Source organism: Pseudomonas sp. LARHCG127, from assembly GCF_052871455.1.
Genome location: NZ_JBIXJT010000009.1, coordinates 40,688 through 53,825, shown reverse-complemented (window position 1 = coordinate 53,825; position 13,138 = coordinate 40,688). Strand labels below are relative to the sequence as shown.

The following is a 13,138-nucleotide window of genomic DNA, read 5'->3' as shown; positions in this document are numbered from 1 at the left end:
CACTGTAGCGGCAAGCATCGGGGGGATAAAGTCTCTCCACGCCTTTATCTACCCTTGGAGTACACACCCATGACCAGCCTGGTTCGCGAAGTGCCTGCCGCCCCTTCCGATATTGCCCTGGAGCATTTCAGCCGTCGCTTGTCGTTCGAAACGGATTGTTCCGACGTTCACGCCAGTCAACAGGCCGGTCATGTCGATTTTGTGCTGGTGGATGTTCGCGGACCGCTGGCCTATGAGCGCGGCCATGTCCCCGGGGCGATCAACCTGCCGACCCGCACGCTCACCGCCCAGGCACTGGCGGCCTATGCCAGGACCACCTTGTTCGTGGTGTATTGCGCCGGCCCCCATTGCAATGGCGCGAACAAGGCGGCGGTGCGCCTGGCAACCTTGGGCTACCCGGTCAAGGAAATGATCGGCGGCATCATGGGCTGGCTCGACGAAGGCTTTCGCCTGACCGGCTCGGTGGAGCGCGTGGCGGACGAGGCGATCAGCTGCGATTGCTGATGCCTCCTGCAACCAGGCTTTTGTGGCGAGGGAGCTTGCTCCCGCTGGGCTGCGCAGCAGCCCCTTGGTGCCTCGCCTTTATTGGGGCCGCTGCGCGCCCCAGCGGGAGCAAGCTCCCTCGCCACAGGGGGTATCTGCCACAGGGTGTTTACCTGCCTTTGGAGTGTTTCCCTGTCAGGCTTTTCGCAAATCCCTTGACCGCCAGCCGCACCTGGCTGTTTTTATAACTATTTGTCGCCTCAACATAATTCCCCTCCTGAGTGCCCCTCTAGACTCCCGGCCACTTCGGTTTTTGCTGACCGAATGCTGCTATGAATCTGCCTATAACGATCCAATAAAATACCTGCGCACTCAGGAGCGAAAATGAAGAAGCTAGCCATGTTCGGTGCTTTGGCACTGTCCGTATTGTCCCTGTCGGCCGTGGCCGAAGACGCCAAGCTGATCCGCCTCGGGATCGAAGCCGGTTACCCACCTTTTTCGATGAAAACCCCCGACGGCAAGCTGGCCGGCTTCGACGTCGATATCGGCGATGCCTTGTGTGAACAGATGAAGGTCAAGTGCGTCTGGGTCGAGCAGGAGTTCGATGGCCTGATCCCCGCGCTGAAAGTGAAGAAAATCGACGCGGTCCTGTCGTCCATGACCATCACCGACGATCGCAAGAAAAACGTTGATTTCACCATCAAGTACTACCACACCCCGGCCCGCTTCGTGATGAAGGAGGGCACCGCGGTCAAGGATCCGCTGACCGAACTCAAGGGCAAGAAAGTCGGTGTGCTGCGCGCCAGCACCCACGACCGTTTCGCTACCGAAGTGCTGGTACCCGCCGGGATCGACCTGGTGCGCTACGGCTCCCAGCAGGAAGCCAACCTGGACATGGTCTCCGGTCGCCTCGACGCCATGCTGGCCGACTCGGTCAACCTCGACGAAGGCTTCCTGAAAACCGACGCCGGCAAAGGCTTCGCCTTCGTCGGCCCGACCTATGAAGACGCGAAATACTTCGGCGGCGGCGCCGGCATAGCGGTGCGCAAGGGCGATAAGGCCCTGGCCGACAAATTCAACACCGCCATCAGCGAGATCCGCGCCAACGGCACGTACAAGAAGGTGCAGGACAAATACTTCGCCTTTGACGTCTACGGGCATTAATCGCTGAACCCCAAGGTGGCCCGCCGTTGACCCGGCCGGCCACCTTTTTCATGGGCGATTGTTTACCCTGCGCCTATCGTCATGCCGCCATTCGGAGTTCCTCATGCAACGCATCGACCATACCCTGCCATGGAGTCACCTGGGCACCGAACGCCGGCTCAGTGTGTTTCGTTACGGCCACGGCCCGCGCAAGGCCTACATCCAGGCCAGCCTGCACGCCGATGAACTGCCGGGCATGCGTACCGCCTGGGAGCTGAAGCAGCGGCTCAACGACCTGGAGGCCCAGGGCATGCTCAAGGGCGTGATCGAGCTGGTGCCGGTGGCCAACCCCATCGGCCTGGATCAACATCTGCAAAGTGCCCACATGGGGCGTTTCGAACTGGGCAGCGGCAAGAATTTCAACCGTTCCTTCGTGGAGCTCAGCGCACCGGTGGCGCAGCGTATCGGTGAGCGCCTGGGCGACGATCCGGCTGCCAATATCACCTTGATCCGCCAGGCCATGACCGAGGTCCTCGACGACCTGCCGCCACCTCCCTCGCAACTCGAAGCGCTGCATCGCCTGCTGCTGCGCCACGCCTGCGACGCCGACATTACCCTGGATCTGCATTGCGATTTCGAGGCCGCTATCCACTTGTACGCCTTGCCGCAACAGTGGCCGCAATGGCGTTCCCTGGCCGCACGCTTGAAAGCGGGTGTGGCGTTGCTGTGCGAGGATTCGGGCGGCAGTTCGTTCGATGAATCCTGCTCCGCGCCCTGGCTGCGCCTGGCCAAGGCCTTTCCCGTGGCGGCAATCCCACCGGCGAACCTGGCGACAACGCTGGAGCTGGGCAGCATGGGCGATACCCGGGTGGAGCAGGCCCAGGCCAATTGTGAAGCCATCCTCGGGTTCCTGGCCGAGCAAGGTTTCATCGCCGGGGAATGGCCGCCCGCGCCAGAGCAGTGCTGTGAAGGCTTTCCGTTCGAAGGCACGCAATACCTGTTCGCGCCGCACCATGGCGTGGTGAGTTTTCTGCGGGAGGCCGGCGAATGGGTGGAGCGGGGCGATCCGCTGTTTGAAGTGGTCGACCCTTTGGGCGATCTGGTCACCACCGTGCGGGCCGGCACCAGCGGTGTGTTGTTCGCCCTGGACCGTGGACGTTATACGCAGCCGGGTATCTGGCAGGCTAAAGTCGCCGGGCGTGAACCGATTCGTACGGGGAAATTGATCAACGACTGATAACTGCTGTCTACCTCACCGCACGCGCCTTGCCGTGCGGCTGTCGAAACGATGGAGGAAGATCGATGTTCAAAGCGCTCGCCCTGTTTCTGTTGCTGGTCTCATCCGGGTTGCAGGCCCAACCCTCGTTGCACACGGACTTGCCGCTCAACTACCTGGCCCAAGCCGATGAGCACGCCCGGAACCGACCGCTGGTGATCTTCCTGCACGGTTCCGGCAGTAACGAGCAGGACCTGTTCGAACTCAAGGACGAGCTACCCCGTGACTACAACTACCTCTCGGTGCGCGCGCCGAAGAGCATGGAGCAGGACCGTTACCAGTGGTTCGCGAAAAAGGGCGACGGCGCTTATGACGGTGACACTTCGGACCTGAAGGCCAGCGGCCAGATGCTGCTGGACTTCATCGACAAGGCCCGGGCCAAATATTCGACCGATGCAAGCAAGGTCTACCTGGTGGGGTTCAGCCAGGGGGCGATGATGAGCTATGAAGTGGCCTTGCGACACCCTGAAGCCGTCGGCGGCATTGCAGCGATGGGCGGGCGGGTCCTGTCGGTGCTGCGGGCGGAGCTGACCCCCGACGAGTCACGCCGGACGCTGGCGGTGTTCATCGGTCATGGCACGGCAGACCCGATCATCCCGTATCACGATGGCACCGAGGCCAACAGTTTCCTGAAAACGCTGGCGCTGGAACCGGAATTCCATGCCTACCCGGGCGTCGGCCACAGCATCACTGCCTTGGAAGTCCAAGACCTGCGGGCCTGGCTGGAACGGCTCAATCCCTGACTGCAAGAAGGTCCACTGTGGGAGCTGAGCTTGCTCGCGATAGCGGTGGGTCAGCTTGTATCGATGCCATGTGGGCCGACGCCATCGCGAGCAAGCTCGGCTCCCACAGGGTTCAGCGACGGACTTAGATATTGCGTACACCCAAGTCCACTGTGGGAGCGAGCTTGCTCGCGATAGCGGTGTGTCTGTCACTAAGATGCTGACTGTTGAGGCCCATCGCGGGCAAGTCCGGCTCCCACAAGGTTCAGCGACCGACTTAGATGTTGCGTACACCCAAGTCCACTGTGGGAGCGAGCCTGCTCGCGATAGCGGTGTGTCACCTTGCATCGATGCCATGTGGGCCGCCGCCATCGCGAGCAAGCCCGGCTCCCACAGGTTCCGGGGCGCTTATTGACCGCTGGCGATCTGTTTCACCAACGCTTCATGACCTGCCTTGTCGCTGGCCCGGGAGATGATTTGCACCGCCGCCATGCGAGTGCCGGAGGCAGCCAGCAAGGTGCTGTCGAGGGTCGGCCCACCGCCCTGGGTCGCCTGGGTGTCGAGCTGTCGCAGGCCCAGGCCGGTGCCTTTTTGCTTCAGGCTTTTTTCGCTGAGGATCTTGGCGTCCGGCAGGGACTTGAGGCGCTGAACGGCGAAGTCGGCCATGGTGGTGTCGAGGAACGCACCATCGTCATCCTTCACATTCGCGCCGTTGATGATGACGTTTTCCGCTGCGATCACCACGGTCCTGCTGGTGGCATTGCTGTACATCGTCCCCGTCGCCCCGGCGGTGCCCTGGGCAGCCTCGCCGGCGGGCAATGGCATTGCCGTGAAGCCCTTGGGCAAGGTGAAGATGAACTTGCCGCCGAGCATCGATACCTTCTGCGCCGGCGCATCACTGGCAGGTTTGGCCGGGGCCGCCTGGGCGGATGCCACGACCAGGCTGGCGATGGCCCCCAGCAACAGGGCGGCGGCTTGTTTACTCAGCAATGACATTGAAACTCTCCACGGATGGTCGCGCTTGAAGGCCGATCATCCCATGGGCGTCGCACCGGACTCCAGCGCCAGTGCCGAAGAGGCGTCATTTCGGCGAAAGGAGTGTGGTAACGCCGGAGGGTGCCCGCGCCAGCAGGCGTCGGGTCACCAGCAACATGGCCACCGACACCGCGACGCCCAAGGCAAAAGCCGGCATGCCCATCACAGGCAGGGCGAGGGCCAGGGTCAGGCAGAAGGCGGCGAAGCAATACATGCCGGTGGCCGTCGCTCGCAGCAGCGTGACGGTGAAGGCCGGCCCGCGGGTGTGTTGGGAGAACACCGCCATGACGCTGCCCAGCACCGGGAACACCGCGAGCAGCCCGCTCCAGCGTTCGCCCACGGTGCTGGCCAGCAGCGTCACCGCCAGGGTCAACAGTGCGCCGGCGATCATGCGCAGCAGCAACTTGTCGGATTTTACCGCCGGCCCGTTCATCGCCGGTCGGACCGTCGGAAACAGATACGGCGCCGCCAACAGCGCGACCAAGGCGATCAGGCTCGACAACGGCAGTGAAGCCGGTAGCCAGGACAGGATCAACGCCACCACGGCCCAGACGCCCAACGCGGTGCCCAGCGCCCACGGCCAGTTACGGCGCTGGGCGACTTGGGCGTACACCACGCAGAAGGCAATCATCGCAAACATGGCCGCCAATGCCGCGGTCGCCGACTGCGCGGCAAACAGCTCGCCCTGTTCCACGGCCAGGAACAACAGAATCGGCCCCACTACCACTGGCAACCCCGACAGCCAGCCGGCCACGCTCGGCCCCCAGCGCCTGCCAGCCCGGGAAATCAGCAGCAGGAACATGGGAATCACCAGCAATTTGAGCAGCAGCACGCGGTCATCCTTGTCTGTGGTAGAAGCGCCACGTTAGCACCGTCTGGCTCAATGCCCTATACAGCGCACTCCCACAGGATTGGGGCGTCTGGGCTAACGTCATCGCGAGCAAGCTCGCTCCCACAGTGAGGCGGTGTGGATCTCGCCATTGCCCCTGTGGGAGCGAGCTTGCTCGCGATAGCGGCGGGACGGCCATGACGCTTATCAGGCCGCGGTGCCTGGGAAACCTCAGTCGGGTTCCACGTCCAGTAGCAGGCTGTCATCAGCCAGGCGTTCGGCTCGCCGGACAATGCCGCTGATGCGTTTGCCTTCGGCGCTGAATACCACGATCTGGGCCTTTTCCAGATCCGTCGGCAATGGCGGGCGCAGGTGCAGCGCGAACCAGGGCGGTTCGCCGTCGTCGAGGCGTTTGACATCGAACTGGCAGTGGACGCTTTTGGTTTCGCGACCAAATAGCGTGTCGAGGCCGTAATCGATATGAGTGCTGTCGGCAGCAGCGGGTGCGAGGCGCATCGGCAGTCTCCTGGGTGGATAAGCGGGGGTGATGTTCAAGTGATCCCTTCAGAAATGGAAAATTCCATCTGATGGGCTGAGGGGGGAATCGCCCCAACCTGTTGTATGGGTGAATGCTCGGCGCGGCACTGAGTCGGTGGCGTTGCTGCTAGAATCGGCCCATTGACTGAATAGAGGGATGCCCATGAGCGAGCCGATTCGCCTGACCCAGTACAGCCACGGCGCCGGTTGCGGCTGCAAGATTTCGCCCCAAGTGCTGGAAGTGATCCTCGCCGGCAGTGGTGCGCAGAACCTCGATCCGAAGCTGTGGGTCGGCAATGCTTCTCGCGACGACGCGGCGGTGTACGCCATCGACGAGGAGCGTGGAGTGGTTTCGACCACCGATTTTTTCATGCCGATTGTCGATGATCCCTTCGATTTCGGCCGCATCGCTGCCACCAATGCCATCAGCGACATCTATGCCATGGGCGGTGACCCGCTGATGGCCATCGCGATTCTCGGCTGGCCAGTCAACGTGTTGGCCCCGGAAATCGCCCGGGAAGTGATTCGCGGCGGTCGTTCCGTGTGCGACGAGGCCGGTATCCCCCTGGCGGGCGGGCACTCGATCGATGCGCCTGAGCCGATGTTCGGCCTGGCGGTGACAGGCCTGGTGCAAAAGCGCCACATGAAGCGCAACGACACAGCCACCGCTGGTTGCCGCTTGTACCTGACCAAGCCCCTGGGCATCGGTATCCTCACCACGGCGGAAAAGAAGGGCAAGCTGCGCGCCGCCGATGTTGGCCTGGCCCGTGACTGGATGTGCACCCTCAACAAGCCTGGCAGCCGCTTCGGCAAGCTCGACGGCGTGACCGCGATGACCGATGTCACCGGTTTCGGCCTGCTCGGGCACTTGGTGGAAATGGCCGACGGCAGCCAACTGACCGCGCGCATCCGCTACGACGCGGTGCCGCGTTTGCCAGGCGTCGAGTACTACCTCGACCTGGGCTGCGTGCCGGGCGGAACGCTGCGCAACTACGACAGCTACGCCAGCAAGGTCGGTCGGGTCCAGGAACTGCACAAGCGTGTGCTGTGCGACCCGCAGACCAGCGGCGGTTTGTTGGTTGCCGTCACCCCCGAAGGCGAGGGCGAGTTCCTGCGGGTGGCCGCTGAACTCGGTCTGGCGCTGGAACCCATCGGCGAGTTGGTCGAGCGACAGAGTCACGCGGTCGAGGTGTCTTGATGAGCCATGACATCACCGATTACCGCGACATCTTCCTCAATGATTTACCGATGATGGACACGCGCGCCCCGGTGGAATTCATCAAGGGTGCCTTTCCCGGCGTGGTCAATTTGCCGTTGATGACCGACAACGAACGGCAACGCGTCGGTACCTGTTACAAGCAGCAGGGGCAGCAGGCCGCCATCGTCCTGGGCCATCAACTGGTGTCCGGCGAGACCAAGGCCCAGCGCATCCAGGCTTGGGCCGCGTTCGCCAAGGCCCATCCCGAAGGCTTGCTGTATTGCTTTCGCGGCGGCTTGCGTTCGCAGATCGTCCAACAGTGGCTCAAGGACGAAGCGGGCATCGACTACCCTCGGGTTGGCGGTGGCTACAAGGCGATGCGCACGTTCTTGCTGGACACCATCGAGCAGGCAGTCGCCCAGTGCGACCTGGTGCTGCTGGGCGGCATGACCGGCACCGGCAAGACCCAAGTGCTGGGCCAACTGGGCAACAGCCTGGACCTGGAAGGGTATGCCAACCATCGCGGTTCGAGCTTCGGCAAACGCGCCACGGGCCAGCCGTCCAACATCGATTTCGAGAATCGCCTGGCCGTGGACGTGCTGAAAAAGCGCGCCGCCGGTATCGGGCAATTTGTGCTGGAAGATGAGAGTCGTGCGGTCGGCAGTTGCGCCTTGCCGCTGTCCTTGTATCAGCGCATGCAGCAGGTTCCGATGGTCTGGCTGGAGGACAGCGTGGAGCGTCGGGTCGAGCGGATCCTGCAGGATTACGTCGTCGATCTTTGCGCGGAATTTGTCGCGGTGCACGGCGACGAAGGCTTCTCGCTGTTTTCCGAGCGACTGCTGGCAAGCCTGGACAACATCCACAAACGCCTGGGCGGCGACCGCCACCGACGCCTGAAGGACATCCTGGAAGCCGCCTTGGCCGAACAGGCCAACAGCGGCGCCGTCGATTTGCATCGCGGGTGGATCGAAGGTCTGTTGCGTGAGTATTACGACCCGATGTACGTGTTCCAGCGGGAAAAGAAAGGGCTGCGGATCGAGTTCTCGGGGGAGCAGGCGGCGGTGCTGGCGTACTTGCGCGAGCGGGCGCTGAGGGGCGGGTGACCACCGAAAATCCCCTGTGGGAGCGAGCTTGCTCCGGGCGGCGATCCGACGATAGCGGTGGATCAGTGGCGGTGATGTTGGCTGATACACCGCTATCGCGAGCAAGCTCGCTCCCACACTGTTCTGTGGTGCTGCCAGATATTGATGCCTTGCCCAATTCCCCTGTGGGAGAGGCTCGCTGATCAGGTCGGGCAGGTCTCCTGGCCATTATCCAACCCCTGCTTATAGCTCTGGCTGGTGAGGCTGGCCTTGCCGTTGTGCCAGGTCAGGGTCAGCACATACAGCGAATCGAAGTCTCCCGAGGCCCAGTCATCGGTAATGGTCTGCTTCTTGCCCAAGGCCTCCCCGGCGACTTCGTTGATCAGCTCCGGCAGGTAACCATGGGACCAGGCGGTGTAGATGGTGGCGTTGTGGTACTTGTCGTCCAGCAGTTCATCAGCCAGGTCGCTGGTGTCGTTGGCCGAATAATTGATGTTCACCGGCAACCCGAGCTTGATGGCGCTGGGGCTGATGGTCATCAGCGGGCGAATGTAGCTGTAGGAGTTGTCCAGCTCGCCCTCCTCGACATTGCGGGTAGGGTTGGCCGCGAACACGTAATCGGCCTTGCCGAATTTTTCCGGCAACAGGGTGGCCAGGTCGATGGCGCGGTTGAGGCCCTGGCAGTTGAGCTGGCCCAGGCCGCCGGCGGGTTTCTCCGCGTGGCGCAGGAACACCAGGGTCTGTACACCGTCGGCTGGCTGGGCACGACTGACGCTGGACTCCAGCGACAACACCAGGCCACAGACCACAAGCAGCGTCGGCAGCATCAGCCACGAACGGTGTTTGAAACGTCTGGCGAAATTCAGTGGGTTCATCATCGAATAAATAGTCTTCGGCACGCGTGAGTCAGGCTGACAAACCCTGGCACCGCGAGGCGCCTGGCTTCGGGTGTTTTCCCTGTCGTTACGCCTCGTCGAATTCTCGGGGGCATTGCTCAGAGTCCCTTTGAGCGCTTTGGTTCGATTTTGGCTGCACTGTAAGGCCTCCTGCGAGGAGGTAGGGCGAATGTTAGCGACAGGATGTTGCGGATTTAAGAAGGGGTGGTGTGAATTCTGTGACGGGGCCATGGAAATTTGAATTTAGCGAATCGTCTGCGTTCACCGCTTCTTTCCCTGACTCATCTCCTCAGCCTCGACAGAAGTCTCATGTTCGTCCGGCACTGCAAGGTTCTGCATCTCAGCTACTGACTGCTCTTTTGTTTAATTAGGTGTCGTACTTATCTGACAGGTGTCTTACCTAGGCCTGCAAAATATTGGTGCTGTATTTTTTTGATGATGCTTACTTTCGATATATCTTTTGCATGGAGTGTGGCGACTCCTAAGTAGTTTGCGAAGGTGCTGTTACATTTTGTGGCTTTTGCGAATAACTTTGAAACGCCCACTGCGTATGGTTAGTTCGCCTAAACAAACAGTTGAGGGTTGACAGGGGGATCAACAGTCGCTAAACATTGAGTTCAGATGACAGCCAAGGAAGGCGGAAAATGATTAGGATAACGCCTGGGTTTCGTCTCGCGTATGTTTGTTGTCTTAACAAACTCTCTCCCTGATTATTTACATCGATGTGTGTCTACGGAACACCACTCTCAGTGGTGGATAATTTGCTGCGGCCTTCGGAATCTTATGTTTTTCACGAAATATATGATTCAGATATGCCTTTAGTAAAATCAAGCCTGGCATTGGTGCGCCTTGTTTCCAATTTCTAGATCATGGTGTTCTTTGGTTGACGGCGTCACGCTTAAAGCTTGATGCGCCAAATTATAAATATAAGGGTTTATTTATGTCTCAGGCAGTTCCTCATGATTCGATACTTGATCTTGTACTGGATCACTGCTACTCCTCACCTGATGCGACAGCTATTGTGGTAGGTGATGATGTTGTCACATATCAAGAGCTCAGAAATAAAATATATAAGGTGTCGGCTTATATTCAAGGCAGAGGTGTAGCGATCGGTAGTGTCATTGCGATTATACAAAATAATATTGGTGATGCGCTTGCCTCTATGTTGGGGTGTCTCCACGCGGGATGCATTTACTGCCCAATAGACCCCTTTATGCCTTCTGCAAAAATACAACGTACCTTGGCCGTAGCCAATGTCGAGTTCGTTCTATCCGAACAAGGCCTTCCTTATATTTGGAAAATCAATGATCCTGAGTTTGTCCACTATAAGGAACTGCCTACACCTGCATCCTGTGCTGCCCTCACGCAACGCTACCATCCCTTGGCCTACATTATGTTCACCTCTGGATCAACTGGAGACCCCAAGGGAGTAGCTATTGGGCATGCCAATCTGATTGAGATATTCAAGGGGTGGGACGCGGTCTATCAATTAAAAAAACTCAAAAGGCATCTTCAATCGCCAGCCTCTCCTTTGACGTGTTTGCTGGTGACTGGCTTCGTGGGCTTTGTTCCGGAGCCATAATCTACGTGCCTTCTTCAACCGAGAAACATGTTGTTGAAAGTCTAGCTGACTTTATTGTTGCCCACCAAATAGAGTGCGCCGAGTTTACTCCAATAATTCTTAGGGAGCTCTGCGGTTATGCATTGAGAAATGACGTAAAACTGAGTAGTTTCAAACTGCTGATTGCTGGGTCTGATGTTATGCGTGTTAGGGAGTTTAAGGATGTTCGTAAAATAATTTCTGATGACTGTCGCTTGGTGTTTTCATATGGGACGACCGAAACAACTATAGATAGCACCTATTTTGAGGCTACCCATGAAGCGCTGAGTAAGCTCCAAAATGATGCTCCTCTTCCTATTGGTGTGCCCTTTCCGTGTACTTTAATTACGATTCTAAAAGATGACGGTACGCATACTGATCTCCATGAGGTGGGAGAACTCTATATTGGCGGAGGTGGTGTTGGTCAGGGGTATTTGCACAATGACGTCAGAACATCAGGTCGATATCTGCGTCGTCTACCGCTTGGTCGCCATGCTCGATGGTACCGGACGGGCGACCTGGCTTCATATGATGGGCAAAATTTCAATCTTCATGGCCGCGCCGATGCTCGGATTAAAGTACACGGAAAACTCATAGACCTCACAGAGTTAGAGGCGCACTTGCGCGCCCATGAAGATATTTTGGAGTGCGTTGCTACCACAACACCACACGATTTAAATAAAAAAATACTTTTGCTGGTAAAACTAAAGCCGACGAGTGCCAAACTAAAGCGCGAAGCAATCGCCCAGCATGTTTCCAGTCTTGAGGATTATCCTGTCAGCAGTAATGATATTTACTTTGCTAAGGATTTGCCGGTGACCATGAGTGGCAAGATAGATCGAGTTGAAGCGAATAGGATAGCTATCACGTTGCAAGCAGGAGCGGCCAAATGAGAATTCTTCAAGTGGGTGCGGGGCCTACCGGAGTTAGTCTGTTTATTCAGCTATGCTCTCACCTCGAAACACAATATTCTGTACTTGAGTACGTTATAGCCGATGGGCGAAAACCGGGCTCGGGTCTGGCTTTTGGTACCGGCTATAGCAGTCATCTGATCAATCTGCCTGCTTCAGTCATGAGCATTAATCCTGATAATTCTTTAGAGTTTGTCGAGTGGCGCGCAAAAAATCAATCGTTATGGCAAGAAGCGTTCTCGGATAAAGAACAGGCATGGTCAGAGTTTCCATCGCGGCGTTTATTTGGATTGTATGTAGGTCACCAGTTACAAAGCGCGCTGAACGGCGCCTCTTTTGCGGAACTTATTAATACGTCGGTTTCCTGTGTAACACCTATTCAGTCTGTTGGAAAGTTTTCCGTGGAGTTTAGCAACGGCACCAAAGAAATTTTTGACAAGGTTATTATTTGTATCGGGCATGCGCCTAGGTTTCCGTTGCTACCCAATGCCCCCCAAAAGCTATTCTGCTCTCCCTACCAAACTATGGATATACCGACCCACGCCACGGTGGGGATTATTGGTTCTCGGTTAACGGCGATTGATGCAGCGCTGGCACTACAAGAAAAAGGTCATACTGGAAAAATAACCATGGTATCCAGAACCGGCAAACTACCCAAGGTTATTGCTGAGCACTCTGGCTATGATCCAAGCACGTTTATCACAGCTCTGCTGAATGAAAAAGACCAAACACTTGAGTCCATTCTTGCGCACCATAAAAAAGAACTCGATAGGGTCACAAATGGTCTCATTGACTGGGATACCCTAGCAAAACCCGGAGCGACACGGATGGAGGAGCTTGAGCGAGAAATAAGCAGTTGCTCGCAGGGTAATCATCTGTGGCAAAGCGTTTTGTTGGCCTCTTATTCGATCATAGATAAGTTGTGGGCGAAGCTAAGTGATCCAGAGAAAGCTGCGTTCATGGAAAAATACTATGGACCTTGGATGACGTATTTAGCGGCGTTTCCTGCCTCTAGTGCTGTACGTATACTGCAATTGATGCAGAGTGCGCAGTTAGAGAATCACGCTGACTTACAGGGAATCGAAACAACTGAGCAGGGTTTTGATATCTATCATGGTCGAAACGAATGCTTGAATGTTCAGTACTTGATCGATGGGCGTGGTGTTGGTTATGGAGATAAGGACTTAAAAGAGGTGCCCTTGTTGAGGAGTATGTTAGCCAATGGCTCGATCACGATCAACCCATTGGGTGGTCTCTCCATCAATCCACTAACTTATCAAGCACTTTCCAATCGTAATAATGAGGTTCCAGGGCTCTTTGTCGTGGGTGATTTGACGAAGGGAGAGTTTCTGGCAACCACCGATGTAGTACGCAACGTCATGCACAGCGTCGCTGCCAGTTCCGCTATTCTTTCTTGAGACCGCTG

13 protein-coding genes are annotated in these 13,138 nt (G+C 57.7%); 9 read left to right on the top strand and 4 right to left on the bottom strand.

Annotated elements, in window-relative coordinates; genetic code table 11:
* Positions 1 to 69: 69 nt before the first annotated feature.
* The 4 genes from ACIPQ1_RS16660 (at position 70) to ACIPQ1_RS16645 (ending at position 3,645) form a co-directional block, all read left to right on the top strand.
* The gene (locus tag ACIPQ1_RS16660; RefSeq protein ID WP_446534457.1) at positions 70 to 504 is read left to right on the top strand and encodes a rhodanese-like domain-containing protein; all 435 of its coding nucleotides are present in this window, start codon (positions 70 to 72) and stop codon (positions 502 to 504) included.
* A 363-nt stretch (positions 505 to 867) separates the two neighbouring features.
* Positions 868 to 1,647: an ABC transporter substrate-binding protein gene (locus ACIPQ1_RS16655; protein WP_446534456.1), complete on the top strand. Its 780-nt coding sequence runs from the start codon at positions 868 to 870 to the stop codon at positions 1,645 to 1,647.
* A gap of 103 nt (positions 1,648 to 1,750) precedes the next feature.
* Entirely contained in the window at positions 1,751 to 2,863 is a 1,113-nt protein-coding gene (locus ACIPQ1_RS16650; RefSeq protein WP_446534455.1) for a succinylglutamate desuccinylase/aspartoacylase family protein, read from the top strand.
* Positions 2,864 to 2,928: 65 nt separating this feature from the next.
* Entirely contained in the window at positions 2,929 to 3,645 is a 717-nt protein-coding gene (locus ACIPQ1_RS16645; RefSeq protein ID WP_446534454.1) for an alpha/beta hydrolase, read from the top strand.
* 387 nt (positions 3,646 to 4,032) lie between these two features.
* On the opposite strand, the gene ACIPQ1_RS16640 is transcribed toward ACIPQ1_RS16645, so the two are convergent.
* The 3 genes from ACIPQ1_RS16640 to ACIPQ1_RS16630 all read right to left on the bottom strand — a co-directional run bounded on the left by ACIPQ1_RS16640 (position 4,033) and on the right by ACIPQ1_RS16630 (position 6,004).
* Positions 4,033 to 4,620: a hypothetical protein gene (locus tag ACIPQ1_RS16640; protein ID WP_250964622.1), complete on the bottom strand. Its 588-nt coding sequence runs from the start codon at positions 4,618 to 4,620 to the stop codon at positions 4,033 to 4,035.
* Between the two features lie 85 nt (positions 4,621 to 4,705).
* Positions 4,706 to 5,491, bottom strand: coding sequence for a hypothetical protein (locus tag ACIPQ1_RS16635; RefSeq protein WP_250964623.1), 786 nt, complete (start codon positions 5,489 to 5,491; stop codon positions 4,706 to 4,708).
* Between the two features lie 228 nt (positions 5,492 to 5,719).
* The gene (locus tag ACIPQ1_RS16630; RefSeq protein WP_250964624.1) at positions 5,720 to 6,004 is read right to left on the bottom strand and encodes a hypothetical protein; all 285 of its coding nucleotides are present in this window, start codon (positions 6,002 to 6,004) and stop codon (positions 5,720 to 5,722) included.
* A 184-nt stretch (positions 6,005 to 6,188) separates the two neighbouring features.
* On the opposite strand from ACIPQ1_RS16630, the gene selD reads away from it, so the two are divergent.
* Positions 6,189 to 7,223, top strand: a complete 1,035-nt coding sequence (gene selD, locus ACIPQ1_RS16625) for a selenide, water dikinase SelD (RefSeq protein WP_411385105.1) — start codon at positions 6,189 to 6,191, stop codon at positions 7,221 to 7,223.
* Positions 7,223 to 8,326 (top strand): tRNA 2-selenouridine(34) synthase MnmH, encoded by a 1,104-nt coding sequence (gene mnmH, locus ACIPQ1_RS16620; RefSeq protein ID WP_446534453.1) that lies wholly within the window; start codon positions 7,223 to 7,225, stop codon positions 8,324 to 8,326. Before selD ends, mnmH begins: the two co-directional genes overlap by 1 nt.
* A gap of 182 nt (positions 8,327 to 8,508) precedes the next feature.
* On the opposite strand, the gene ACIPQ1_RS16615 is transcribed toward mnmH, so the two are convergent.
* The gene (locus ACIPQ1_RS16615) at positions 8,509 to 9,183 is read right to left on the bottom strand and encodes a histidine phosphatase family protein (protein ID WP_411387534.1); all 675 of its coding nucleotides are present in this window, start codon (positions 9,181 to 9,183) and stop codon (positions 8,509 to 8,511) included.
* 901 nt (positions 9,184 to 10,084) lie between these two features.
* Here ACIPQ1_RS16615 and ACIPQ1_RS16610 point away from each other — a divergent pair.
* The 3 genes from ACIPQ1_RS16610 to ACIPQ1_RS16600 are packed head-to-tail and all read left to right on the top strand — an operon-like array spanning position 10,085 to position 13,130.
* Positions 10,085 to 10,783: an AMP-binding protein gene (locus ACIPQ1_RS16610; RefSeq protein WP_446534452.1), complete on the top strand. Its 699-nt coding sequence runs from the start codon at positions 10,085 to 10,087 to the stop codon at positions 10,781 to 10,783.
* Positions 10,672 to 11,694: an AMP-binding protein gene (locus ACIPQ1_RS16605; RefSeq protein WP_411385102.1), complete on the top strand. Its 1,023-nt coding sequence runs from the start codon at positions 10,672 to 10,674 to the stop codon at positions 11,692 to 11,694. The genes ACIPQ1_RS16610 and ACIPQ1_RS16605 overlap by 112 nt, the downstream gene beginning before the upstream one ends.
* The gene (locus ACIPQ1_RS16600; protein ID WP_411385101.1) at positions 11,691 to 13,130 is read left to right on the top strand and encodes an FAD/NAD(P)-binding protein; all 1,440 of its coding nucleotides are present in this window, start codon (positions 11,691 to 11,693) and stop codon (positions 13,128 to 13,130) included. The genes ACIPQ1_RS16605 and ACIPQ1_RS16600 overlap by 4 nt, the downstream gene beginning before the upstream one ends.
* Positions 13,131 to 13,138 lie beyond the last annotated feature (8 nt).

Bases quoted from the DNA above. Each gene is read 5' to 3' on its own strand.
- ACIPQ1_RS16645 (WP_446534454.1), top strand. From the start codon at position 2,929: ATGTTCAAAGCGCTCGCCCTGTTTCTGTTGCTGGTCTCATCCGGGTTG.
- ACIPQ1_RS16660 (WP_446534457.1), top strand. From the start codon at position 70: ATGACCAGCCTGGTTCGCGAAGTGCCTGCCGCCCCTTCCGATATTGCC.
- mnmH (WP_446534453.1), top strand. From the start codon at position 7,223: ATGAGCCATGACATCACCGATTACCGCGACATCTTCCTCAATGATTTA.
- ACIPQ1_RS16655 (WP_446534456.1), top strand. From the start codon at position 868: ATGAAGAAGCTAGCCATGTTCGGTGCTTTGGCACTGTCCGTATTGTCC.
- ACIPQ1_RS16640 (WP_250964622.1), bottom strand. From the start codon at position 4,620: ATGTCATTGCTGAGTAAACAAGCCGCCGCCCTGTTGCTGGGGGCCATC.
- ACIPQ1_RS16600 (WP_411385101.1), top strand. From the start codon at position 11,691: ATGAGAATTCTTCAAGTGGGTGCGGGGCCTACCGGAGTTAGTCTGTTT.
- ACIPQ1_RS16615 (WP_411387534.1), bottom strand. From the start codon at position 9,183: ATGATGAACCCACTGAATTTCGCCAGACGTTTCAAACACCGTTCGTGG.
- ACIPQ1_RS16630 (WP_250964624.1), bottom strand. From the start codon at position 6,004: ATGCGCCTCGCACCCGCTGCTGCCGACAGCACTCATATCGATTACGGC.
- selD (WP_411385105.1), top strand. From the start codon at position 6,189: ATGAGCGAGCCGATTCGCCTGACCCAGTACAGCCACGGCGCCGGTTGC.
- ACIPQ1_RS16650 (WP_446534455.1), top strand. From the start codon at position 1,751: ATGCAACGCATCGACCATACCCTGCCATGGAGTCACCTGGGCACCGAA.